The sequence below is a fragment of the Streptomyces sp. NPDC048565 genome, from assembly GCF_040650935.1.
Taxonomy (GTDB): Bacteria; Actinomycetota; Actinomycetes; order Streptomycetales; family Streptomycetaceae; genus Streptomyces.
Genome location: NZ_JBEZIH010000028.1, coordinates 47276 through 71833 on the forward strand (window position 1 = coordinate 47276; position 24558 = coordinate 71833).

Consider the following 24558-nt stretch of genomic DNA (forward strand, 5'->3'; position numbering starts at 1 on the left):
ATGGCGAAACGTGGCCCGTACGAAAAGGGCGAGGCGAAGCGTACCGAGATCCTTCAGGCGGCGCTGGAGATCTTCGCCACCGAGGGGTACCGCGGCACGTCACTGCGCAAGGTGGCCGCCAGGTGCAGTCTCAGCCTGCCCGGTCTGATGCACTACTTCAGCTCCAAGGAGGATCTGCTCACCCAGGTCCTGAGGATGCGTGACGAGACCGCCCAGGCACGGCAGGACGAGCGCAGCAGCCCCGAGAGCTATCGCGAGATCATCCGCGAGGGCGTGAACACCCCCGGGCTCGTAGAGCTGTTCGTCTCGATGGCGGCGGCGGCCGGCGACCCGGAGCACCCGGCGCACGCGCACTTCGCGCAGCGCTATCCGGTGCTGCGGGAGCGCGTCGCCGGCTTCGTCCAGGCGCGGATGGACGAGGGGCGGATGACCACGGAGATCCCCGCCGAGCGGCTCGCGGTGCTGCTGCTCGCGGTGGCCGACGGCATCCAGCTCCAGTGGCTCATCGACCGTACGACGGACATGGAGCAGCCGATCGACGACGTCATGCGGCTGCTCGCCCTCGACGCGGAGGCCTGAGAAGGGGGGTGCGGGTTCCGGCGGTCGCCGCCGGAACCCGCACCCCACGTGCAGCTGCGCCGCACCGCCCAAGGCCGGCCCGTCAGCTCACGCGTCCGCGGGAGGTACGCCCCCGGCGGCCAGCGCCGTCAGTTCCGCCACCCCTTCGGGGCCCACGGGGCTCTGCGGGAACTCGGCGATCACATCCAGCGGCGTCCCGGAGAGGAACCGCGCCATCGTCGGATTCTCCATGGCACCGGCCGCCGCCCCCGCCCCCGCCCGAGCGGCCGTGAACCTCTCCATCAGCAGCGGGCCGCCGACCGGGTGGCTCAGCCACTCCGCGATCGTGCTGCGGCCGCTCAGCGGGACGCCCGAGAGGTCGCCCGCGACGCTGATCACGGCCGACTGCCGGATGTCACGGGAGGACGAGCCGGCCTCGATTCCGTAGTCACCGCCCTCGACCCGCCAGGTGCTCTCGCGTGCGCTGTAGTAGGCGAGTTCGGCGCGCGCCGTCTCCACGGTCACCTCGCGGCTCTCGCCGGGGGCGAGGGTCACGGACGCGAAGCCGCGCAGCTCCCTCGGGGGGCGGGCGACCGCTGAGCCGGCCGGTCCGGTGCTGTAGATCTGGACGACCTCCCGTCCGGCGTGACGACCCGTGTTGGTGACGGTGACGGTCACCGAGAGGGCGTCACCGTCCTGTACGGCACGCAGGCCGGAGTAGGCGAAGGACGTGTAGGACAGGCCGTGGCCGAAGGGGAACGCGACCTCGCGGGCGACGGCGTCGTAGCCCCGGTACCCGACGAAGACCCCCTCGCCGTAACGGACATGTCCTTCCTCGCCGGGGAAGGAGAGATGGCTCGGTGAGTCATCGAGGCGCAGCGGCACGGTCTCGGCCAGCTTGCCCGACGGGTTGACGGCGCCGAGGAGGACCCGGGCCAGCGCGCCGCCGCCCGCCTGGCCGAGCAGCCAGCCCTCGACCAGGGCGGGCACGGTGTCGTGCCAGGGGGCGGTGCGTACCACACCGCCGTTGGACAGTACGACGGCGACGCGCGGGTTGGCAGCCACCAGGCGTTCCAACAGCCGCAGTTGGTCGTCCGGCAGGTCGATGTGGGTGCGGTCGAAGCCTTCGGACTCGTCGGCGGCCGACAGGCCGAGGAAGACGACCACGGTGTCGCTCGCAGCCGCCAGCCGTACGGCATCGTCGCCCAGCGCCTCGGCCGTCTCCGCCGCCGTGCCCTCGGGGGCCGGGTAGCCGGGGGCGAAGTCCACCCGGGCGCCGTCAGTCAGTTCGCGCAGTTGCTCCAGGGGGGTGTCGAGTCGGGTCGGGGTGACCTGGGAGCTGCCCGCGCCCTGGTAGCGCGGGGTGCGGGCGAGCTCGCCGATGACGGCGACGCTGCCGCTCGACGGGTCGAGCGGCAGGATGTCCTGCTGGTTCTTCAGGAGTACGACGCACCGGTCGGCGGCCTCCCCGGCGAGACGGTGGTGCTCGTCGGCCGTCATCCGGGGGCCGGGCCGCGCGCCGCCCTCGTCCGTGCGGCGGGCGAAGCGGGCCAGCCGCTCGACGGAGGTGTCGAGCACCGACTCGTCGAGCTCCCCCGCCGTCACCGCGGCGACGACCTCGGCGTCGGTGCGCCCCTGCGTGCCCGGCATCTGGAGGTCGAGTCCGGCGCGGAGTGCGGCGACCCGATCGCGTACGGCGCCCCAGTCGGACATCACGATGCCGTCGAAGCCCCATTCGGTGCGCAGGATGCCCGTGAGCAGCCTGGCGTTCTCGGAGGCGAGGGTGCCGTTGACCGCGTTGTACGAGCACATGACGGACCAGGGGCGGTCGCGGCGGACGATGCGTTCGAAGGCCCGCAGATAGATCTCGCGCAACGGGCGCTCGTCGATGTCGGCGCTGACGCGCATGCGGTCGGTCTCCTGGTTGTTCGCCGCGTAGTGCTTGAGCGCCGCGCCGACGCCCGACCCCTGGAGCCCCCGGACCATGGCGCCGCCCAGCTCGGCCGTGAGCAGCGGGTCCTCGGAGAAGTACTCGAAATTCCGCCCGCACAGCGGGGACCGCTTGATGTTGATGCCGGGGCCGAGCAGCACCCGGATCCCGTGCGAGGCCGCCTCGTCGGCGAGCGCACTTCCCACGCGCCGGGCGAGCTCGGGGTCCCAGCTGCTGCCGAGCGCCACGGCGGGCGGATAGCAGGTGGCCGGGGCCGCGCTGTGCAGATCCACCTGGCCCCCGTCACCGCTCTCCTTGGGCAGCCGCAGTCCGTGCGGGCCGTCGGACATGGTGACCGCGGGGATGCCCGCCTCGGGCGCGGAGGCCGTGACGAAGTCACCTGCGCCACTGGTCAGCGAGGCTTTCTCGGTGAGGGAGAGCCGCGGAGCTGCCGGTTCCGCGGCCGGCGGAGGCGGGGTCTGCTGGGTCATACGGCACCTAACGGGTCGGGGTGGGTGAGGTTTTTCTGAAAACCGTAAATTGATCGGTTTTAGACGTCAAGGGGCCACGCGTATGTGGCAGCCGTACGGCGCAGGGGTGGTGACCCGCCTCGCGAGACCCCTGTGCGATACCCCTTGACGGGTAGAAACCGTTCAACGTACGGTTTTCGCGCTCGAGCCGCGCCGCTCCGGGACGATGCAGTGCACCGCGTCCTGAGGCCGCGCCTCCTTTCCCTGCATGAATCGAGGAACGGTCATGTCCCCTGCCAGCCAGCCCTCTCCGCGGGCCGGACGCTCCGGCCGCACCCGCCGGGCCGTGCGCGTCCCGCTCGCCGCCGCAGCCGTCATGGCAGCGCTGGCCGCCTCCGCCGGCGCCGCCCACGCCGGCCCCCGGGAGCGTCCGGACGCGCGCGGCGACGAGGCCGTCAGATACGTCGCGCTCGGCGACTCCTTCAGCTCCGGGCCCGGCGTGCCCGACCCGGCCGACGGGGCCTGCGGCCGTTCGGCCAGGAACTACCCGTCCCTGCTCGCGGCGGAGCTCGGCGCGGCCTCGTACGCCGACGTCACCTGTGCGGGGGCCGACACCGGCCATATGACGCAGCCGCAGGGGGCGGCGCCCCCGCAGCTCGACGCGCTGCGACCCGACACCACCCTGGTCACCCTCGGTGTCGGCGGCAACGACCTCGATCTGACCGGCATCCTCACGCGCTGTGCCGTCCTCGGCGGGCTGGTCCCGGACGGCGCACCCTGCAAGGACAGCTTCACGCTGCTCGGCACCGACGAGGTCGGCTCGCGCATCGCCTCCACCGGCCCGCGGATCGCGGCGGTACTGGCGGAGATCCACGGCAGATCACCGCGGGCCAGGGTGCTGGTGGTGGGATATCCCGCGATCCTCCCCGACGACGGCACGGCCTGCCGCCCGACCGTGCCGCTCGCGACCGGTGACTTCCCCTGGATCAGGGACAAGGAGAAGCAGCTCAACTCGATGCTCGCGCGGCAGGCGGGGGAGCGGGGGGACGTGTACGTCGACGCGTACGCCCCCTCCGTGGGCCACGACGCGTGCAAGCCGGAGGGCGTGCGCTGGATCGAGCCCGAGGACACCGCGCAGGCGGCGGGGTTCCACCCCAACGCGGCCGGTCACAGAAACACGGCCGATGCCGCACTCGCGACGCTCACGCGCTGACGGGGCCCCGTCCCGCGTCGCCATCGGGCGCGAGTCCGAGCCGGGTCAGGAAGGCGCGGACCAGTGCCTCCATCGGCACGGCCTCGGGCTCCAGCAGCCACTGGGTCTGCAGGCCGTCCATCAGTGCGAGCAACTGCACCGCCACGACGCCGGGGTCCACGACGACGGGCGAATCGGCCTCGGCCTGCAGGGCCCGGACGAGCCCGGTCAGCTCCGCCCTGACGACGCGGTAACGCTCCTTGAAGTAGTGGTGCGCGGGATGGCCGGGTTCGGTCGCCTCGGCGGACAGCTTCGTGTAGAGCGCGACCATGCCATGCGTCCGGCTGTTGCGCACCACCAGGTCGATCAGGCCGCGCAGCCGCTCGGACGCCTCGGCCGGTGTCCCCGGCCGGACGATGTCGGGGAAGACGGTCTGCGCGTCCGTGCGATCCCGCTGCGCCAGCACTTCGAGGAGGACCGCCTCCTTGCCGGGGAAGTGGTGGAGCAGCCCGGCGTGGGTGATCCCGGCGTGCGCGGCGATGTCGCGCAGCGAGACCGCGTTGAAGCCGGCGCGGGAGAAGAGGTCCGTCGCCGAGCCGAGGATGCGGGCGCGGGTGCGCTCGCCCTTGGACAGGCGTGGCGGGGCGTCGTCGGATCGGTCACTCAACTCGGCGGCCTCCTGCCGTCGTCCGCCTTGACCTGCGGGTTCGTCACACTGCCCCGGAATTTACCAGGCGGCAGAACCCGCAACGTAAAAACCTACCAACTGGTTAATTCCGTGTGTAGGCTCACCGCCACTCTCACCCGGGACGTCCCACCCCGGTCCTCCGGACGGAGCGAAACTCATGAGCAGAACCACTCGGAGCGGGGCACTTGCCGCCGCCCTGGCGATCTCCCTGGCCCTCGCGGGGTGCGCGGGCCAGGGCACCAAGAGCGCCGGCGGCTCGCAACTGGACATCGCCACGCTGACCTTCCCGCAGAGCCTCGACCCGGCACAGGCCGTCGGCAGCGCGCTGCCGTTCTTCCAGGCGACCTACGACACACTCCTCAAGCGTGAGCCGGACGGTGAGTTCAGCCCGATGCTCGCCACCGGGTGGACGTACAACGAGGACTCCACCGAGCTCGCGCTCACCCTGCGCGACGACGTCGAGTTCGCCGACGGCACCGCCTTCGACGCGGCGGCCGTCAAGGCGAACCTGGAGCACTTCAAGGAGGGCGGCGGCGCGGACGCGAAATGGCTGAACGGCCTGAAGGCGGTCGAGGTCGTGGACTCCGCCCATGTGACCCTCAGGCTCGAGCAGGCCGACCCCGCCATGCTGTTCTACCTGAGCGACGCTGCCGGACTGATGGCGAACCCCGCCAGGTTCACGAAGGCCGACAGCCTCAAGACCACCCCGGACGGCACGGGCCCCTACCGTCTCGTCAAGGCGAGGACGACCATCGGGACCAAGTGGGTCTACGAACGCAACAAGGACTACTGGGGCGAGGAACTGCCCTACGAGGACCTCACGATCAGCTTCTTCGACAACGAGACGGCGATCGTCAATGGCATCAGGACAGGGCAGGTCGGCGCGGCCCTCCTGCAGAACGCCGACCAGCAGATCAGTGTCGAGTCCGACCCCCGGGTGAAGACGACGGAGCAGGAATTCGACTTCCAGGGGCTGCTGTTGTTCGACCGCGGCGGTGTGCTCACCCCCGCGCTCAAGGACGCCCGGGTACGCCAGGCCCTCAACCTCGCGATCGACCGCGAGGCGATGCTCACCACCATCCGGCAGAAGAGGGGAACGGTCACGGACCAGGTCTTCGGCCCCGACACCAAGGGCTACGACCCGGCGCTCGACACCCACTACGCCCACGACCCCGACCGGGCCAGGAGCTTGCTGAAGGCGGCCGGCTACGCCAAGGGCTTCACCCTGAAACTGCCGCGGATGGCCGCGATCGTCAACGACGCCCTGGCCGCGTCCCTCACCACCGACCTCAAGGCCATCGGCGTCAAGCTGGTCTGGGACGACCTCGACAGCAGCTCGGCCGTGCAGAAGGTGTTCACCGACCGTGCCTACTCCGGCATGGTCATGAACCTGGGGCAGTCCTCGTCCGACTGGGTCGTCGTCAACGAGCTGGTGACCCCCGGCGCGTTCAACATGTTCGGCACCACCGACGCCACCGTGCGCAAACTGATCCCGCGGATCAGGACCGGCTCGGACTCCGAGGCGGAGCAGGCGGCCAAGGACCTCAACGACCACCTCGTCGATGAAGGCTGGTTCGTGCCCTTCTACCGGATGACCTACCTGCACGTCTCGGACGGCACAGTGAAGATCACCCCGCAGTCCGGCATGGCCGTTCCCTCCATCTACAACTACGCCCCCACGTCATGACCGCCCGCCGGGTGCCCGACAGATACCGAGTGCCGTGCTGAACTTCATCGCCCGCAGGATCGCGGCGGGGGCTGTGCTCCTGGTCGTCATCTCCCTCCTCTCCTATGTGCTGCTGTCCCTCTCCGACGCGGACGTCGGCAGACAACTCCTCGGCCAGGGGGCCGACCAGGCGGCCGTCGACGCGAAGAACGCCTCGCTCGGCCTCGACCGGCCTGTCCTCGCGCAGTACGCCGACTGGCTGGCCCACGCCGTACGCGGCGACCTCGGCACCTCCTGGTTCACCAGCGAGGACGTCGGGACCACGGTCGCGAGCCGGCTGCCGGTCACCGCGAGCCTCACACTGGGGGTCACCCTCGTCACCACCGTCGTGTCGTTCCTGCTCGGCGTCTGGGCGGGTGTCCGGCGCGGGGCGGCCGACCGCTTCGTACAGATCCTCGGGGTGGTCGGGTACGCCCTGCCCGGCTTCCTCGTCACCCTGGTCATCGTGCTGGTCTTCGCCGTCAACCTGAACTGGTTCCCGGCGATCGGCTACACCCCGTTCGGCGAGTCGCCCAGCGGCTGGCTCTCCACCATCACCCTGCCGGTCCTCTCTCTCGCGGTCGCCTCGGTCGCCGGGGTCTCGCAGCAGGTCAGGGGCGCGGTCGTGGACGTACTGCGCCAGGACTACGTCCGCACCCTGCGCGCCCGCGGACTGCCCACCTCCCGGATCGTGTTCCGGCACGTCCTGCGCAACGCCTCCGCCCCGGCGCTCTCCGTCCTCGGCATGCAGTTCGTGGGCCTGCTCGGTGGCGCGGTGCTCGTGGAGCAGATCTTCGGCCTCCCCGGGATCGGAAGCATGACCGTCACCTACACCACCCGCGGCGACATACCCGTGATCATGGCGCTCGTCATGCTCACCGTGATCGGTGTCGTCCTGATCAACCTGCTGGTCGACACCATGATCGGCTGGCTCAACCCGAAGGCGAGGGCCGCATGAGCGGGAAACTCCCGGCCGGCGGCAGTCTGCGCGCGCTCCTGCGCAACCCGCTCGGCACGATCTCCGCGGGGGTGCTGCTCCTGCTCGTCGCAGGCGTCGTCCTCGCGCCCCTGCTCGCACCACAGGCCCCGGACATCTCCTCGCTCGGCGACGCGTTCGCGGCACCCGGCAGTGCGCATCCCATGGGCATGGACTCCGCGGGGCGGGACATCCTCTCGCGCATCCTGTACGGCGGACGCAACACCCTGGGCGGGGCGGTGGTCGCCCTGGCGATCGCGCTCGCCCTGGGCGTGCCCAGCGGTCTGTACGCCGGTTACTACGGCGGCAGGTTCGACTCCGTCGCCAACTGGGCCGTCAACCTCGTCATGGCGCTGCCCGCGATGGTGGTGCTCCTCGCCTCCCGCGCCATCCTCGGCCCCAACGTATGGGTGCTGATGATCGTGCTCGGGGTGCTCGTGGCCCCCGGCTTCTTCCGGCTGGTCCGCGGCATCGTCGCCAACGTACGCAAGGAGCTGTACGTCGACGCGGCCAAGGTGTCCGGGCTGTCCGACACCCGGATCGTCGCCCGGCACATCCTGATCGTCGTCAGGGGTCCCCTGATCATCCAGATCGCCCTCGTCGCGGGAATCGCCATCGGACTCCAGGCCGGCCTGGAGTTCCTCGGCGTCGCCAGCGGCTCGTCGGCGACCTGGGGTGCCATGCTCAACGAGGCGTTCCAGAACATCCAGCGCGCACCGCGGCTCATCCTGTGGCCAGGACTCGCTCTCGGCCTGACGAACGGCGCTCTCGTGCTGCTCGCCGGAGCACTGCGCGACGTACTGGAGGACCGCGGCGGCGAGCGGTCCGGGCGGCGCGCGAGTGCCCGCACCGTCGAGCCCCGTCCCACGCAGGACCTCGACGACGCCCCGCAGGACCCGCAGGCGCTGCTTTCGGTGCGGGGTCTCACCGTCGCCTACGCCCGCCCTGACGGCACCGCCAAGGAGGTCGTGCACGGCATCGGCCTCGATGTGCGCTCCGGTGAAATCCTCGGCCTCGTGGGGGAGTCGGGCTCCGGCAAGACCCAGACCGCCTTCTCGGTGCTCGGGATCCTGCCCGAGGGCGGCCGGGTCGCCTCGGGCAGCGTCATGATCAAGGGACAGGAGGTCGTGGGACTGCCCGAGCGCGCCCGTCGCGCGCTGAGGGGAGGCACCGTGGCCTACGTCCCGCAGGAACCCATGAGCAATCTCGACCCCGCCTTCACCATCGGCAGCCAGCTCATGGAACCCATGCGCCATGTCCTGGGCATCTCGCGCAAGGAGGCCGCAGGCCGGGCTCTCGACCTGCTGCGCCTGGTGGAGATCCCCGATCCTGGACGGACGATGAGGCTGTACCCGCACGAGATCTCCGGTGGTATGGCCCAGCGCGTCCTGATCGCCGGAGCGATGTCCTGCGACCCGGAACTCCTCATCGCCGACGAGCCCACCACCGCGCTGGACGTCCGGGTCCAGGCCGAGATACTCGCCCTGCTGCGCAGACTCCAGCAGGAACGCGGCCTCGGCGTGCTCCTGGTGACCCACAACCTCGGGGTCGTGGCGGACCTCTGCGACCGCGTCGCCGTGATGAGCGAGGGACGGATCGTGGAGACGGGCACCACCGACCAGGTACTCGGCGCCCCCAGGGATCCGTACACCCGGACCCTGCTCGGCGCGGTCCTGGACGAGGCCCAGGGCCGGGCGCCCTGGCAGCCCCGAGAGGCGAGGAAGGCCACCGCATGACCAGCACCGGCACCACCGAATCCGAGTACGCCGACGCCCTGCTCCGGATCAGGGACCTGCGGGTCTCCTACCCCGGCAAGGGCCGGCGCGCCCCGCGCACCGAGATCCTCAAGGGAGTTTCCCTCGACATCAGGCCCGGGGAGACCCTGGGCCTGGTCGGCGAGTCCGGCTCGGGCAAGACGACCATCGGGCGAGCGGTACTCGGGCTCGTCCCGGCCCGCTCCGGCAGCATCACCTTCGACGGCGAACGCATCGACACGGCGGGGGCCGCACGCCGCCGGGCGCTGAGCCGCGACCTCCAGGTCGTCTTCCAGGACCCGTACACCTCGCTGAACCCCTCACGCACCGTCGGGGACACCCTCGGAGAGCCCCTCCTGGGACACGGGGTGAGTGCCCGTGAGGCACGCGGCCGGGTGGGTGACCTCCTCGCCCGGGTCCACCTCCCCTCGGACGCGGCGGGCCGCCTGCCCCGGGAGTTCTCCGGCGGCCAGCGCCAACGGGTCGCCATCGCCCGCGCGCTCGCCCTGCGCCCGCGGCTCGTGATCTGCGACGAACCGGTGTCCGCGCTCGACCTGACCACCCAGCGGACGGTGCTCGAACTGCTGCTGGAGATCCAGGAGGAGACGGGCCTCGCCTACCTCTTCGTCACCCACGACCTCTCGGTCGTGCGCTTCATGAGCCACCGGGTGGCGGTGATCCGGGGCGGGGCCCTGGTGGAGACCGGTGACGCCGACGCCGTCACCACCGATCCCCAACACCCCTACACCCGCGCTCTCATGCTGTCCGCCCCTGTCGCCGACGTGGCCCAACAGCGGCGCCGAAGGGAGTCCGCCGCCGCGCTCGGCCGGACGGGCGTCCCCCGGACGGCGGACGGGGACTGACCGCCGCCGGGCTGCCGGATGACCCGCCGTCCACGCTCCGTGCACGGGGACGCTTCGCGCGTAGACTGCCCCTTCCCAAAGCCGGGGAAGAGGTCCAGGATTGTCCCCCTCCCGCGCGCGCCATGTGTCAGTACTTCGAACAGGAGCATCTGTCATGGATTTTGGACTCGTCCTCCAGACCGACCCGCCCGCATCGGCCGTCGTCGGACTCATGCGCCGCGCGGAACGCAACGGCTTCCGCTACGGCTGGACCTTCGACTCGGCGGTGCTCTGGCAGGAGCCCTTCGTCATCTACAGCCGGATCCTGGAGCACACCGAGCGGCTGATCGTCGGGCCGATGGTGACGAACCCGGGGACCCGCACCTGGGAGGTCACCGCCTCCACGTTCGCCACGCTCAACGACATGTACGGCAACCGCACCGTCTGCGGCATCGGCCGCGGCGACTCGGCGATGCGCGTGGCGGGCCGCAGGCCGAACACGCTGGCCCGGCTCGGTGAGGCCATCGAGGTGATCCGGGACCTCGCCGAGGGCCGCGAGGCCACCGTCGACGGACAGCCGGTGCAGCTCCCGTGGGTGAAGGACGGCAGGCTGCCCGTCTGGATGGGCGCGTACGGGCCCAAGGCCCTCGCGCTGGCCGGCGAGAAGGCCGACGGCTTCATCCTCCAGCTTGCCGACCCCTACCTCACCGAGTGGATGGTCAAGGCGGTACGCGACGCTGCCGCAGCGGCCGGCCGTGACCCGGACTCCGTCACCATCTGCGTCGCCGCGCCCGCCTATGTGAGCGAGGACCTGGACCACGCGCGCGAGCAGTGCCGCTGGTTCGGCGGGATGGTCGGCAACCACGTGGCCGACCTCGTCACCCGCTACGGGGAACACTCAGGCCTGGTGCCCGATGCCCTCACCGCGTACATCGCCGGCCGCTCGGGATACGACTACAGCCATCACGGTCGCACAGGTAACCCGGACACGGCCTTCGTCCCCGACGAGATCGTGGACCGGTTCTGTCTGCTGGGGCCCGCCGAGGCCCACATCGAGAAGCTCCAGGCCCTGCGTGACCTGGGCGTCGACCAGTTCGCCGTCTACAACATGCACGACGCACGGGAGGCGACCATCGACGCCTACGGCTCCACGGTCATCCCCGCACTGTCCGCCTGACCCCGCACGCGGCGACTCCGGGCCACCCACCCGCACGCCGCGCACCCACACCCGCGCCCCGCACGGCACACCTCCCGAGCGAAGGGTCACGCCACCATGACCGCGACCGTCCCACCTGTCCCACCACCCCCGCCCGGCGAGCGGATGACCGACCCGTCGGCCCGGATCGAACTCGCTCCGGGCGCCGTCCCCGACGACCCCCGCTTCGTCAACGACGACCTGCTGCCCGTGCCCCTGGAGCGGCGCCGGTGGACGACGTACAACTTCGCCGCCCTGTGGATCGGGATGGCCCACAACATCCCGTCCTGGCTGCTGGCCTCAGGCCTCGTCGCGCTCGGCATGGACTGGAAGCAGGCCGTCTTCACGATCGCGCTGGCCAACCTGATCGTGCTGGCCCCGATGCTGCTCACCGGGCACGCGGGACCCAAGTACGGCATCCCCTTCCCGGTCCTGGCCCGTGCCTCCTTCGGGCTGCGCGGCGCCAACCTGCCGGCGCTGATCAGGGCGGCGGTCGCCTGCGCGTGGTTCGGCATCCAGACCTGGATCGGTGGCGTCGGGATCTTCACCCTGCTCGGCAAGATCTTCGGCGGCTGGGCGCGCGCCGCCGAGATCGGCGGGCAGCCCTGGACGCTCTGGCTCTGTTTCGTCCTCTTCTGGGCGCTCGAACTCGCCATCATCTACCGGGGTATGGACACCCTGCGCCGCTTCGAGAACTGGGCGGCGCCCTTCGTCATCGTCGGTGCGGTGGTCCTGCTGGTGTGGGTCGCGGTCAAGGCGGGCGGGTTCGGCCCGCTCCTCGACCAGCCGTCCGCGCTGGGCTGGGGCGCGGACTTCTGGCCGGTCTTCTTCCCGTCGCTGATGGGCATGATCGCCTTCTGGTCCACGCTCTCCCTGAACATCCCCGACTTCACCCGCTTCGGCGCCGGCCAACGCGCCCAGATCTGGGGGCAGTCGCTCGGACTTCCGACCACGATGACGTTCTTCGCCCTGCTCTCCGTCTTCGTCACGTCCGGTTCCCAGGCCGTGTACGGGGAGGCGATCTGGGATCCGGTGGAGCTCGTGGCGAAGACGGACAACGTCTTCGGGCTCCTCTTCGGACTGATCACCGTGCTGATCGCGACCGTCTCCGTGAACATCGCGGCGAACGTCGTCTCACCCGCGTACGACCTGGCCAACCTCGCCCCCAAGCTCATCAACTTCCGTACGGGCGCGCTGGTCACCGGGGTCGTCGGCGTCCTGATCATGCCGTGGAAGCTCACCGAGACGCCCGAGCTGTACATCTTCACCTGGCTCGGCCTGGTGGGCGGCCTGCTCGGCACGGTGGCCGGCATCCTCATCGCCGACTACTGGATCATCAACCGCACGGTGCTCGAACTGCCGGACCTCTACCGGCCCGGAGGCCGCTACTGGTACACGCGCGGCTGGAACTGGCGTGCCGTCGTCGCCTTCGTGATCGGCGGAGTCCTCGCGGTGGGCGGCTCCCACTCGGCCCCGGGCAAGGGCCCCTTCCCCGCAGACGGTCTGATCCCGGTGCTCCAACCGCTGGCCGACTACGGCTGGGCCGTCGGCCTGGTCTCCTCGCTCGTCGTTCACACCCTCCTCAGCCTCCCGTCCCGTGGAGCGAGGACCGGGTGACCCCTCTCAGCTGGGCCAGAGAGTGATGCTCTGGACGCTGTGATCGGAGAGGCCGTGCGCGTCGAGCAGGTCGTAGCGGGACACGGCCGTGTTCGGGGTCGTGAAGAGGCGGTCGAGCCGCCATGCAGGTGATGCGACGATCAGTTGAATCCGTCCAATACTTGTCAGTCGTACTCGTCGGGCCTCACGTACCGTTGCCGTTCCTCACGTACTGTTGTCGTTCCTCACGTCGGCGCCGGATGTGCCGTTCGATTCCGGCGTGGCTCGATCCGGTCTCCGGAGCAAGTCGTTCCGTATCCGGGGACCGTTGTTGCGGTTAGCATCACGCTGCTCGAGCGGGGGATCGGCGTCTCTTCGGTTGTCGTGCCCTCAGCAGGTCTCAAGGGGACGGGGGAGACATGGTCGCGCCGCAGAAGGGTGGCATGGGGGTGTTCTCCCTCAGCTGGCCGATCTTCCTTCAGCTGACCTGCACGTATTTCATGGGGATCGTCGACGTATGGGCCTTGGGCCGTATCTCCGACGACGCCGCGGGTGCGGTGGGTTCCGTCAGCACATTGGTGACGTTCGTCCTGATGATGTTCTCCTTCATGGGGCAGGGCGGCTGCCTCGTGTACGCCCGCTCGCTCGGTCAGGGCGGGGGGACGAAGGTCCAGGAGTACTACTTCGTCGCCCTGCTGCTGCACATCGTCCTGGGCGCCGTCGTCGGACTCGTGCTCTACGTCTTCGCCGGGGACGCCGCCCGTCTGATGGGGCTCGACGGGCCACTGCTCTCGTACGGGACGGTCTTCCTCGAAGTCGTCGCCGCGGGCGCCCTCCTGCATTCGGTCATGGCGATGTTCGGCGGGGTCATGGCGGCGAACGGGTTCACGCTCCAGGCCATGTTCGCCAGCGCCCTCGCCAACATCGTCAACATCGTGCTGATCTACATCCTGGTGCTCTCGCACTCCGGGCCACGTCTGGGCGTCAAGGGCGTGGCACTCTCCACCGTGCTCGCCACCGCGGCCGGCCTCCTCTACAGCGTCCGGCTGGTGTTCTTCCGGATAGGAATCAGATTCCGGCGGCCCGCCGATACGCGGGTCCTGCGCGCGCACTGCGTGCTGCTGGCTACCTTCACGCTGCCCACCATGCTGGAGCCGGCCTTCTGGCAGGCGGCGCAGATCGCCACCACCAGGATCATCGCGGTCGTGGGGACCGACGAACTCGTCGCAAGGACCTACACCCTGAGCATCACCAACATGATCGGGATGTTCCCGTCCGCGCTCTCCCAGGGGCTGCAGATCTCCCTCGGGTATCTCGCCGGCGCGGGCGATCTCGACGCGATCCGACGACGTGCCAGGGGAGCCCGGCTGGCAGGCTGCGCGATCGCTCTCGCCCTGGCACTGGTCACCGCGCTCTGCAGCGGCTGGATCATGGGTATGTTCACCAGTGATCCGCAGGTGGCCGACACCGGGAAGCTGCTGCTGTGGTGCGGTGTGCTCTATCTGCCCGGCTCCGCTCTGATCATGACCACGGCGAGCACGCTGCGCGCCGTGGGGCATGTCACCTATCCGGCCGTCGTCGGCATCCTCGTCCTGTGGGGTGTCTTCGTCCCCCTGGCCTACGTGCTGTCCCTGCCGCTGGGGCTGGCGATTCTCGGCGTGATGATCGCCATGGCCGTGGACGAGAACCTCCGTGCTCTGCTGCTCAGCGTCCGCTGGCGCTATCTGTCCGCACCGGAGCGGTCCCACCGCATCCTCGAACAGCCGGAAAAGCTTTCTGTGTCCGGGTCCTGACGTGGCGTCACGCCGCGATCGGGGCCGAACATCGAATTCTCGGGAGCTCAGTGTGAAAGCAAGCCTGGTCGTTCCGACCTACAACTCCAAGGAACTCCTCGCCCCCTGTCTGATCTCGCTGAACCACCAGCGTCTCGGCCCCTCCGACACATTCGAGGTGGTGCTGGTCGACGACGGGTCCACCGACGGCACGGGGGACATGGTCGACAAGCTCCCCCTCACCTACCCGGTGCGCAGGCTCCATCTTCCGCGCACCGAGGAATCCTGCCGCTCGGCGGCCCGTAACGCCGGAATCCAGGCGGCGGACGGGGAGCTCATCGTCTTCGCGGACGGCGACCAGATCATCGACCCGCTCTTCCTTCAGGAGCACATCAGGTGCCACCGCGACCGCCCGGGCATCGTGGCCATCGGGTTCCGCGACTACCTCGCACCCGGCGCGGTGGACCTCGAACGGCTGCGGTCCTCCTTCGACCCGGAGGCCCTCCCGGACTTCGCCGCGCCCGACGAGCGGGCGGAGGTGACCGACCTGCTCTCGGAGAATCTGGGCAATCTGGCGACCGCCTGGCACTTCCTCTACGGCTGCAACGTCTCGGTACGCAAGGAAGACCTGCTGGCCGTCGGCGCGTTCGACGTGAACATCAAGAAGTGGAGCTTCGAGGACGTCGAGCTGGGTTACCGCCTCCACCGGCGCGGCCTCACCTTCGTCCACACACCGTTCGCCCGCGTCCACCATCAGTACCACCCGGAGTCCCCGCGTGAGCGCTACTCCGACTGGCGGGAGAACTTCGCCTACTTCACGGCGATCCACCCCGAGCTCGACGTCCGGCTCCAGTGGATCCTCGACGCCTACTTCGATCCCGCGCGCGAGGACGGCCCGAGTTGGTTCGAGGCCTACCTCCGCTTCGAGTTCGCCTGCCGGGCACGAGCCGGGCGGCTGCCCCTCGGGGAGCCGTACGAGGTGCTGGTGGTCGACGACGGCGGCCTTCCCGGAGCCGGGCAGCGGATCGCCGAGGCCGGTGCCAGGACCGATCTGATCGTGGTCGACCTGACGGATGACAGGGATCTGCCGCTCACCGTGCAGACGCTGAGCACCGGGCGGGAACTGCTGTACTTCAAGAGGCCGGGCGAAGGCGTGCTGAAGCGAGCGGCGAAGACCTTCGGATGCCCCGAGCTCGCCCGTCTCGCGGGAGAGGTGTGACCATCATGACCGCTGGTCCTGCGAGTCCTGCGAGTCCTGCGAGCCCCGCGAGTCCCCCGAGCCCCACGGCGCAGCGGTTCACCGGGGACAGCGCCGGCATCCACCGCCTGGTGCTGGACCTGCGCAGGGGCGAGATCCCGGCCCATGTCTCGACCCAGGCCCTCGCCAACCGCACCCTGGCCGGGCTCCTCGACGTACGGAGTCCGCGGCTGCTCCCCTCCACGTCCGACTCCGTCTTCGCACCGGAGGCACCGCCCGCAGGACCGGGCCGGCCGGCGGTGCCGTTCCTTCCCCGGGAGCGTCTGCTCACGCCGGACGAGCAGCGGACCGCCGTCGCCTGCTTCGCCCGGGCCCTGGCCTCGGGTGAGCTGACGAGCGGGCCCGCCGTGGCCCGGTTCGAGCACGGCCTCGGCGAGTTTCTCGGGCTGCCCCACGCCGTGGCCACGAGCAGCGGGACCGACGCCCTCGTCATCGCCCTGCTGGCGGTCGGGGTGGGACGGGGCGACGAGGTGATCATGCCTGCCAACAGTTTCGCGGCTACCGAGAACGCCGTGTTCGCCTGTGGAGCCCTCCCGGTCCTCGTCGATGTGGACCCCGAACGCCACACCCTGGATCCCACGCTGATCGAGGCCGCCGTCACCCCCAGGACCCGGGCTGTCCTGCCCGTGCACCTGTACGGCAGGCTCGCCGATGCCGCCGGTGTGTACCGAGTCGCCCGGGAGCACGGGCTGCCCGTGGTGGAGGACGCCTGCCAGGCGATCGGGGTCGCGGGCGTCGGCCGGTACGCGGACGCGACCGTCCTGAGCTTCAACCCGTACAAGAACTTCGGACTGACCGGAAAGGCGGGCGCCGTCCTCACAGGCGACAGCGCCCTCCACGCACGCATGGAGGGGCTCGCCTACCACGGGTTCGCCCCGGGCGAGAAGAACGTCAAGGCCGGTCTCTGGGGCCTCAACGCCAAGATCGACAACTCGACCGCGACCGTGGCGACGGGGCTGCTGCCGGGGCTCACCCTGAACAACTACCGCCGGGCGTTCCTCGCCCACCGCTACATCGAGGCCCTTGCGGAACTCGGCACGGCCGGACAGTTGCACCTGCCCGCCTTCACCGATGACCACGCCTGGCATCTCTTCCCGGTGCGGGTGCCCGGGGGAGAGGCGGACCGCGACTCGCTCCGCGTCCGCCTGCGGGAGAGCGGGATCGAGACGGACGTCTACTACCCGGTGCTCACCCACCAGCACCGGACCCCGCTGCACGAGAAGCTCTTCGGAGATGTCGTCCTGCCCCGCACGGAGAAGCTGAACGCGACCGTGTTCCACCTTCCGCTCCACAACGGACTGTCCGTAACCGAACAGGACAGAGTGATCGAGGCACTGCATGCGGCTGTCCATGCCACCACACGTTGAGATGGATGTCCTGCCGCTGCCCCGTCCGGTGCGGGTCGTGGCCTTCTGCGACTTCGACGAGACCTATCTGGCGCATGCCCCGACCGGGCGGGAGAGGCTGCACCGGGAGGCCCTGGAGGACTATCTCCCGGAGGCCGGCGAACGGCACGGGCTGCTGTTCGGCTGGGTGACGGGCAGTTCACTGGCCTCCGTGCTGAGCAAGGCCGCCGCCCACGGACTGCGTACGCTGCCGCACTTCGTCGCCTGCTCGCTGGGCACCGAGCTGCTGATCTCGGACGGGGGAGAGCTGCGACCCGATCCCGGCTGGCTGCGACTGCTGCCGGACGCCGAGAGCCTCGGCCGGAACGCCGAGAACGTCGTACGGGAACTGTCGGAGGCCGGGGTCGACCTGGCGCCGCAGCCGGGCCGCGCCCCGGACAGCCTGGTGAAGAGCTACTACTACCGCTCCCGTGACCCCGGGACGGACGCGCGGAATCTGGCCGCCGTCAGAAGGGCGGCGGCGCGCGCCGCGCTGGGGGCCGGAGTGAGTCGCTGCAACCCCTCGGCCGGCGACCCGGCGGACAGTTACGACGTCGACCTCCTGCCGCTCATGTGCGGCAAGAGCCAGATCGTCCACCACGTCTGCCGGACGTACGCCATCGACCCGGCGGACGCGTTCGCCTTCGGTGACAGCGGCAACGACCTGGAGATGCTGGCCGCAGTGGGTCACGGGGTCCTGGTCGGCAACTGCACGGAAGAGGCCCGGGGGCGCCATCCACGCGTGTCCGACCGGAGTTACGCGGACGCAGTCCTGTCCACGTTGCGCACAGGACTGCGAGCCGGACGGTGACGAGAACTGCCACAGCGACCGAAGGAGTACGGGTGCCGATGCGGGTGGGAATCATCGGGGCCGGGGGGATCGGCCGTACGCACGCACAGGCGGTCCTGGCAGCCGGTGACTGCGCCGGGCTGGCCGGTCTCTACGACGTGGACGCGTCCAGGGCGGCCCTGATGGCCGACGGTCTTGGCGTACCCGCCTTCACGTCCGTCGACGCGTTCTACGAGGCCGTCGACGCGGTCGTCGTCGCCTCACCCAACCGCACGCACGCCTCCTACGTCCGCGAGGCCGTCGACCGTGGACGCCACGTGCTGTGCGAGAAGCCGATGGCCGTCTCCGTCGACGAGACCCGCGCCATGCGGGACCGCGCGGCCGGCGAACCCGTGGTCTGCTGCGTGGGCTTCAACTACCGCTGTCTCGGGGTGGTTCGGGAGATCCGCCGACAGATCGACGAGGGAGTGCTGGGCCGTGTGCTCCACGTCGACCTGGCGTTCAGGCGTGGCAGCGCTCTGACCCGTAAGACCTTCACCTGGCGGGACGACGCGGCGGAACGGTTCACCAGCGGTGCGCTCGGGGACCTGGGCGTGCATCTCATCGACCTGCTGCACCATCTCTTCGACAGTGCGGTCGACACCGGGTTCTGCCAGGCAGGGCTGCGGACCAAGGTGGCCGCGAAGGAAGGGCGCGCGGTGCGCGTGGACGACCACGCCTTCGTGAGCGGACGGCTGACCGGTGGCCCGCACTTCACCCTCACCGCGTCGAAGTCCGCCACGCCCGAGGACATCGGCTTCCGCGTCGCCGTCACCGGCACCAGGGGTGAACTCCTGTACCACTCGCAGGACGGCCCGGTCCTCAATGTCCGCACGGGGGTGGAGTGGGAGGCCGTGAAGGTCCTCGACACCTTCGGCCTCGCCGACCCGCCCGGTGAGATCCCCGGCTGGGCCGACTCCTTCGTGGCCCAGCTCCACAACTGGACGGCGGCCGTCGCCGGCACCGGGGGCGTGGAGGCCCTGGCCGGCTTCGACGACGGACACCGGGCCCAGCAGGTCCTGGAGGAACTGCTGCGCAAGGGGACGGTCGGGTGACCGGCGGGGCCGGGCGCGTCAGGACTGCGCCGGGGCCCTGCCGAGGACCGCGCTGATGTCCACGGTCTCGTCCGCGGGTGGCGTGGCCGTGGGCACCGGCTCGTCGAAGCGGGAGAAGTCCACGGCCGCGTCCGCCCCGTCGCCTCGCACGGTGATCCGCACCGGGTGGTGCGCGCCTTCGGTGTCCACGTACGCCGTCAGCTCCTGCCCGTGCAGGGTCCGGGTGACCGGGACGGTGCGGGCGCCGTCGACCCTCGTCACCGTCCCCTTGGTGAACGTCCCGGCGGATGTGTCGGCGTTGTCGGAGACCAGGTCGCGGAAGGTGTCCAGATCGCACGCCTTCACGATCGGACGCAGCCGGGAGTCCGAGGCGGAGCCCTTCATGTACCGCCCGGCCAGGATCGCCTCGAAGGCGGATCCGCCGACCGGGACCTGGTTCTCCCAGAAGTCCGCGTCCGGTTTCAGCCAGACCGAGTCGCCCCGTTTGATGATCTCCGCCTTGCCCTTGCTCCTGCCCAGGTCCACGTCACCGGCGCAGTTGCCGTTCCGGTCCAGGCTGAGGCCGACCGTCATGGGCGGACGCTTCTTCCCGAGGTCGCCCTGCGCCCGCAGGTGCAGCGACCGGACGTCCAGCAGGGCGTCCCGGGAGCGGTCGGCGATCTGTTCGGCGGGGAGCGATTCGATGTCGTCGTCCGCCTGGGCCGCCGTACCGCCGGTCACGGCGAGCACGGCTACTGCCGCGCAGGCGGCAGCACGTGCGGCGATGCGCTGTCCTGCCACGGCGCCTCCTCGGAAACGGCCCTGCGCAGGGCCTTCTCGAGCGGGTTTCACCCTCCCGGCGAGCGTACGCCCGCCGGCGGTTGCCTGCGCGGTGGACGGGGTGTACGGAGGGTGAGGTTCGGCGCTGTTTTCGGCTACGGAACGTGGGGGAGGGGTGCCCGGGGATCACCGGAACTCGGCCGGTTTCACCGGGATCACCGAGACCACCGGTATCACCGGGATCACCGGATTCAAGGGGAGAAATGAACAAGCTGTTCAAGGGGAACGCCGTCCGCACGCTGGCGCGGGGCGCTGCCGTCACCGGTCTGACCGTCGCACTCGCCGTGCCGGCCACCGCCGCCATGGCCGCCGCACCCGCCGCCGCCATTCCGCCGGGACTTTCGTGCGACACCGGCAAGCATGCGATCGACGACTACACCGGATACGCCCTGTGCGCGAACAACGGCTCAGCCACGCAGACCTTCTGGGTCCACCTCGTCTGCGGCTGGTCCCCCGACGTGGACGGTGAGCACGTCACGCTGCGGCCCGGCGAGTCCGGGCAGTCGACCGCCCACTGTGCCGGGCTCGGTACGGGCATCGGTGAGATCCAGGTGCGGCCGTAGCCGCACCCCGCGGTGGTGCCCCGGTCCCCGTGCGGCGTGCTTGAGCGCGCCCCCGCGCCTCGTTACTCTCCAGTAGACCCGCGCGGGCGGATCCGGGGCGCCCCGGGGCCGGTGTCCCGGCGGACGCGAGGAGGCGGTGGTGATGTCCTCAGCAGACCCCACGGAGCGGACCGGGCCGGTCAGGCCGGTGGAGCCGCCCGCACAGCCAGGGCTCGCGGACTGCGTCACGGAACTCGCCGAGGGCCGGACGACCTCAGTCGCGCTGGTCGCCGGGGCGTTCGCGCGCATCGAGGCGAGCCGTCACAGCCTCAATGCCTTCCGTCAGCTACGTCACGAGGCCGCGCTCGCCGAGGCCGCCGACGCCGACCGGCGGCTCGCGGCGGGGGAGCGTCTCCCGCTGCTCGGGGTGCCGGTGGCGGTCAAGGACGACACCGACGTGGTCGGCCTGCCCACCTACTTCGGCTGCGACGGCGCGCTGCCGCCCGCCACCGCCGACAGCGAGGCCGTCCGCAGGCTCAGGGCCGCCGGGGCCGTCGTCGTCGGCAAGACCAACTCCTGCGAGCTGGGACAGTGGGCCTTCACGGAAGGGAACGCCTTCGGCGCCACCCGCAACCCCTGGAACACCGCGCACACCCCCGGCGGTTCCTCCGGGGGCTCCGCCGCGGCGGTCGCGGCAGGGCTCGTCCCCGCGGCACTGGGCTCCGACGGTGCGGGCTCCGTCCGTATCCCGGCCGCCTGGACCCATCTTGTCGGCATCAAGCCGCAGCGCGGGCGGATCTCCGTCCACCCGCACAGCGACGCCTTCCAGGGCCTCACGGTCAACGGCCCCCTGGCCCGTACGGTCGCCGACGCCGCCCTCCTCCTGGACGCCGCGGCGGGAGCGCACCCCGGTGACCCGCACCGCCCGCCCACCGTCGACGCGTCCGGGGCGGCCCGCCGCGACCCGGGCAGGCTGCGTATCGGCCTCGCCCTGCGGCCCCCGGCCACCCTCACCCGCAACGCGCCCCACCCGGAGGTCCGGCGCGCCGTCACCGCGCTCGCCGAAGCCCTCGCCCGGCTCGGCCACCACGTCGAGGAGGCCCGCCCCCGCTACGGGCTGATCGGCCTCTCCTTCGTCCCCCGGGCCACCGCCGGCATCGCCGAGCTCGCCGCGCTGCACCCCGAACCCTGGCTCCTGGACCCGCGCACCCGCAGCGCCCTGCGCACCGGGACCCGCCTCGGCGGCCGGATCGTGCGGGCGGCCCGACTGCGTGAGGTGCGCCAGCACGCCAGGATCGGCGCCTTCTTCGACACGGCACGCGGCGGATACGACGTGCTGCTCACCCCGACCACGGCCGCCCCGCCGCCACGGGTCGGGGCCTTCGACGAGCTCAGCGCGTGGCGCACCGAGCTCGCGATGACCTCGGCCTGCCCCTACGCCTGGCCCTGGAACGTCCTGGGCTGGCCCGGCATCAACGTCCCGGCCGGCTTCACCCCCGAGGGCCTGCCACTGGGCGCCCAGCTGCTCGGCCCCTCCCGCAGTGAGGCCCGCCTCATCGCGCTCGCCGCACAGCTGGAGGCCGACCGCCGCTGGTACGAACACCGGCCGCCGGCCCCCGGCACTCCGGGCCCCGCCGGACATGAGTGACCGGTTGCGGCGGAATGGGCGCGGGCCACTGTGGAGAGGGGCCCGGTCACGAGATATCTTGATGTCAAGCAATGTTGCAGACGTGGAGCGGAGCACCCGGTGACTGACTCGACCATCATCTATACGCACACCGACGAGGCCCCTGCCCTGGCGACGTACTCGTTCCTGCCCGTCATCGAGGCGTACGCCTCGACCGCGGGTGTCACGGTGGAGCGCCGCGACATCTCCCTGGCGGGGCGGATCATCGCCGGCTTCCCGGAGCGTCTCAAGGCCGATCAGCGTATCGATGACGCGCTCGCCGAGCTCGGCGAGCTGGCCACGACTCCCGGCGCGAACATCATCAAGCTGCCGAACATCTCGGCCTCGATCCCGCAGCTGAAGGCCGCGATCGCAGAGCTCCAGGAGCACGGTTACGCGCTTCCGGACTACCCGGACGATCCGCGGACCGACGAGGACAAGGACGTCCGCGCGCGGTACGACAAGGTCAAGGGCAGTGCGGTCAACCCCGTCCTGCGTGAGGGCAACTCCGACCGCCGCGCCCCCGCGTCGGTCAAGAACTACGCCAAGGCGCACCCGCACCGCATGGGTGCCTGGAGCGCGGACTCGAAGACGAACGTCGCCACCATGGGCGTCGACGACTTCCGCGCGACGGAGAAGTCCGTCGTCCTCGAAGAGGCCGGCTCGCTGCGCATCGAGCTCGCGGGCGACGACGGCAGCACCACCGTGCTCCGCGAGTCCGTGCCGGTCCTCGCGGGCGAGGTCGTGGACGCGGCCGTCATGCGCGTCGCCGCGCTGCGTGAGTTCTTCACCGCCCAGGTCGCGCGCGCCAAGGCCGAGGACGTCCTGTTCTCCGTGCACCTGAAGGCCACGATGATGAAGGTCTCCGACCCGATCATCTTCGGCCACGCGGTCCGCGCCTTCTTCCCGAACACCTTCGCCAAGTACGGCGACGCGCTCGCGGCGGCGGGCCTGACCCCGAACGACGGCCTCGGCGGCATCCTCAAGGGCCTCGACTCGCTGCCGGAGACGGGCGCCGAGATCAAGGCGTCCTTCGAGGCCGAGCTCGCCGACGGCCCCGCCCTGGCGATGGTCGACTCCGACAAGGGCATCACCAACCTGCACGTGCCGAGCGACGTCATCGTCGACGCGTCCATGCCCGCCATGATCCGTACGTCGGGCCACATGTGGGGCCCGGACGGCGGCGAGGCCGACACCATCGCGGTTCTGCCCGACAGCAGCTACGCCGGTGTCTACCAGGTCGTCCTCGACGACTGCCGCGCCAACGGCGCCTTCGACCCGTCGACCATGGGCTCCGTACTCAACGTCGGTCTGATGGCGCAGAAGGCCGAGGAGTACGGCAGCCACGACAAGACCTTCGAGATCCCCGCCACCGGCACGGTGCGGGTCGTCGACACCAAGGGCGACGTCGTCCTGGAGCAGGCCGTCGGCGCCGGTGACATCTTCCGGATGTGCCAGACCAAGGACCTGCCGATCCAGGACTGGGTCAAGCTCGCCGTCACCCGCGCCCGCGCGACCGGCAACCCGGCCGTGTTCTGGCTGGACGAGGGCCGCGCGCACGACGCCAACCTCATCGCCAAGGTCAACACCTACCTGGCCGAGCACGACACCGACGGCCTGGACATCTCCATCCGCACGCCGGAGGAGGCCACGGCCTTCTCCCTGGAGCGCATCCGCCGCGGCGAGGACACCATCTCGGTCACCGGCAACGTGCTGCGTGACTACCTCACCGACCTGTTCCCCATCCTTGAGCTGGGCACCAGCGCGAAGATGCTCTCCGTCGTCCCGCTCATGAACGGCGGCGGACTGTTCGAGACGGGCGCCGGCGGCTCGGCGCCCAAGCACGTCCAGCAGCTGGTCAAGGAGGACTACCTGCGCTGGGACAGCCTGGGTGAGTTCCTCGCCCTCGCCGTCAGCTTCGAGCACCTGGCCACCACCACGGACAACGCGCGCGCCAAGGTGCTCGCCGACACCCTGGACCGGGCCACGGGCACCTTCCTCAACGAGGACAAGTCCCCGAGCCGCAAGGTCGGCGGCATCGACAACCGCGGCAGCCACTTCTACCTGGCGCTCTACTGGGCCCAGGAGCTGGCGCAGCAGAGCGACGACGCCGCGCTCGCCGAGGCGTTCGGACCGCTCGCCAGGACGCTGGCCGAACAGGAGCAGACCATCATCGGCGAGCTGGCAGCCGTCCAGGGCAAGCCGGCCGACATCGGTGGCTACTACCTGCCCGACGCCGCGAAGGCGGAGGCCGTCATGCGTCCGTCGGCCACCTTCAACAAGGCCATCGCGACCCTCGGCTGATCCCGCACGCGCACCGCACCCG

The 24558-nt window shown here is 70.7% G+C and carries 19 protein-coding genes; 16 read left to right on the forward strand and 3 right to left on the reverse strand.

Translation table 11 applies throughout. From position 1 onward, the window contains the following. Nucleotides 1-579 (forward strand): helix-turn-helix domain-containing protein, encoded by a 579-nt coding sequence (locus AB0C75_RS28960; RefSeq protein ID WP_362894684.1) that lies wholly within the window; start codon nt 1-3, stop codon nt 577-579. 87 nt (nt 580-666) lie between these two features. Here AB0C75_RS28960 and AB0C75_RS28965 read toward each other — a convergent pair whose 3' ends face one another. Beyond that, nucleotides 667-2979, reverse strand: a complete 2313-nt coding sequence (locus AB0C75_RS28965) for a glycoside hydrolase family 3 C-terminal domain-containing protein (protein ID WP_362894685.1) — start codon at nt 2977-2979, stop codon at nt 667-669. 265 nt (nt 2980-3244) lie between these two features. On the opposite strand from AB0C75_RS28965, the gene AB0C75_RS28970 reads away from it, so the two are divergent. Then, a complete protein-coding gene (locus AB0C75_RS28970) occupies nt 3245-4171 on the forward strand; it encodes an SGNH/GDSL hydrolase family protein (protein ID WP_362894686.1) in 927 nt (308 codons plus the stop codon). On the opposite strand, the gene AB0C75_RS28975 is transcribed toward AB0C75_RS28970, so the two are convergent. Then, nucleotides 4161-4817: a TetR/AcrR family transcriptional regulator gene (locus AB0C75_RS28975; protein WP_362894687.1), complete on the reverse strand. Its 657-nt coding sequence runs from the start codon at nt 4815-4817 to the stop codon at nt 4161-4163. The genes AB0C75_RS28970 and AB0C75_RS28975 overlap by 11 nt on opposite strands. A gap of 178 nt (nt 4818-4995) precedes the next feature. Here AB0C75_RS28975 and AB0C75_RS28980 point away from each other — a divergent pair, with 178 nt between their 5' ends. From AB0C75_RS28980 to AB0C75_RS29030, 11 genes are all read left to right on the forward strand, one after another. Further along, on the forward strand, nt 4996-6525 hold the full coding sequence (locus AB0C75_RS28980; RefSeq protein ID WP_362894688.1) for an ABC transporter substrate-binding protein: 1530 nt from the start codon (nt 4996-4998) through the stop codon (nt 6523-6525). A gap of 34 nt (nt 6526-6559) precedes the next feature. Continuing rightward, complete coding sequence (locus AB0C75_RS28985; protein ID WP_362894689.1) at nt 6560-7501, forward strand: ABC transporter permease; 942 nt, start codon at nt 6560-6562, stop codon at nt 7499-7501. Beyond that, nucleotides 7498-9255, forward strand: a complete 1758-nt coding sequence (locus tag AB0C75_RS28990) for a dipeptide/oligopeptide/nickel ABC transporter permease/ATP-binding protein (RefSeq protein ID WP_362894690.1) — start codon at nt 7498-7500, stop codon at nt 9253-9255. The genes AB0C75_RS28985 and AB0C75_RS28990 overlap by 4 nt, the downstream gene beginning before the upstream one ends. Next, nucleotides 9252-10136 carry an ATP-binding cassette domain-containing protein gene (locus tag AB0C75_RS28995; RefSeq protein ID WP_362894691.1) on the forward strand — a complete coding sequence of 295 codons (885 nt, stop codon included), beginning with the start codon at nt 9252-9254 and terminating at the stop codon, nt 10134-10136. Before AB0C75_RS28990 ends, AB0C75_RS28995 begins: the two co-directional genes overlap by 4 nt. A 154-nt stretch (nt 10137-10290) precedes the next feature. After that, nucleotides 10291-11292: a TIGR03842 family LLM class F420-dependent oxidoreductase gene (locus AB0C75_RS29000; RefSeq protein ID WP_362894692.1), complete on the forward strand. Its 1002-nt coding sequence runs from the start codon at nt 10291-10293 to the stop codon at nt 11290-11292. A 96-nt stretch (nt 11293-11388) separates the two neighbouring features. Beyond that, nucleotides 11389-12927: an NCS1 family nucleobase:cation symporter-1 gene (locus AB0C75_RS29005; protein WP_362894693.1), complete on the forward strand. Its 1539-nt coding sequence runs from the start codon at nt 11389-11391 to the stop codon at nt 12925-12927. Between the two features lie 398 nt (nt 12928-13325). Then, nucleotides 13326-14699, forward strand: coding sequence for an MATE family efflux transporter (locus AB0C75_RS29010; RefSeq protein ID WP_362894694.1), 1374 nt, complete (start codon nt 13326-13328; stop codon nt 14697-14699). A 52-nt stretch (nt 14700-14751) separates the two neighbouring features. After that, on the forward strand, nt 14752-15897 hold the full coding sequence (locus tag AB0C75_RS29015) for a glycosyltransferase (protein WP_362894695.1): 1146 nt from the start codon (nt 14752-14754) through the stop codon (nt 15895-15897). Between the two features lie 5 nt (nt 15898-15902). Next, on the forward strand, nt 15903-17303 hold the full coding sequence (locus AB0C75_RS29020; protein WP_362894696.1) for a DegT/DnrJ/EryC1/StrS family aminotransferase: 1401 nt from the start codon (nt 15903-15905) through the stop codon (nt 17301-17303). Continuing rightward, nucleotides 17287-18132: an HAD-IIB family hydrolase gene (locus AB0C75_RS29025; RefSeq protein ID WP_362894697.1), complete on the forward strand. Its 846-nt coding sequence runs from the start codon at nt 17287-17289 to the stop codon at nt 18130-18132. Before AB0C75_RS29020 ends, AB0C75_RS29025 begins: the two co-directional genes overlap by 17 nt. Before the next feature lie 38 nt (nt 18133-18170). Beyond that, nucleotides 18171-19205, forward strand: coding sequence for a Gfo/Idh/MocA family oxidoreductase (locus AB0C75_RS29030; protein WP_362894698.1), 1035 nt, complete (start codon nt 18171-18173; stop codon nt 19203-19205). 18 nt (nt 19206-19223) lie between these two features. On the opposite strand, the gene AB0C75_RS29035 is transcribed toward AB0C75_RS29030, so the two are convergent. After that, the gene (locus AB0C75_RS29035) at nt 19224-19985 is read right to left on the reverse strand and encodes a hypothetical protein (protein ID WP_362894699.1); all 762 of its coding nucleotides are present in this window, start codon (nt 19983-19985) and stop codon (nt 19224-19226) included. Between the two features lie 242 nt (nt 19986-20227). On the opposite strand from AB0C75_RS29035, the gene AB0C75_RS29040 reads away from it, so the two are divergent. The 3 genes from AB0C75_RS29040 to AB0C75_RS29050 all read left to right on the forward strand — a co-directional run bounded on the left by AB0C75_RS29040 (nt 20228) and on the right by AB0C75_RS29050 (nt 24536). Beyond that, on the forward strand, nt 20228-20587 hold the full coding sequence (locus AB0C75_RS29040; protein WP_362894700.1) for a hypothetical protein: 360 nt from the start codon (nt 20228-20230) through the stop codon (nt 20585-20587). A 142-nt stretch (nt 20588-20729) separates the two neighbouring features. Further along, nucleotides 20730-22214 carry an amidase gene (locus AB0C75_RS29045; protein ID WP_362894701.1) on the forward strand — a complete coding sequence of 495 codons (1485 nt, stop codon included), beginning with the start codon at nt 20730-20732 and terminating at the stop codon, nt 22212-22214. 99 nt (nt 22215-22313) lie between these two features. Then, a complete protein-coding gene (locus AB0C75_RS29050) occupies nt 22314-24536 on the forward strand; it encodes an NADP-dependent isocitrate dehydrogenase (protein ID WP_362894702.1) in 2223 nt (740 codons plus the stop codon). Nucleotides 24537-24558: the final 22 nt, after the last annotated feature.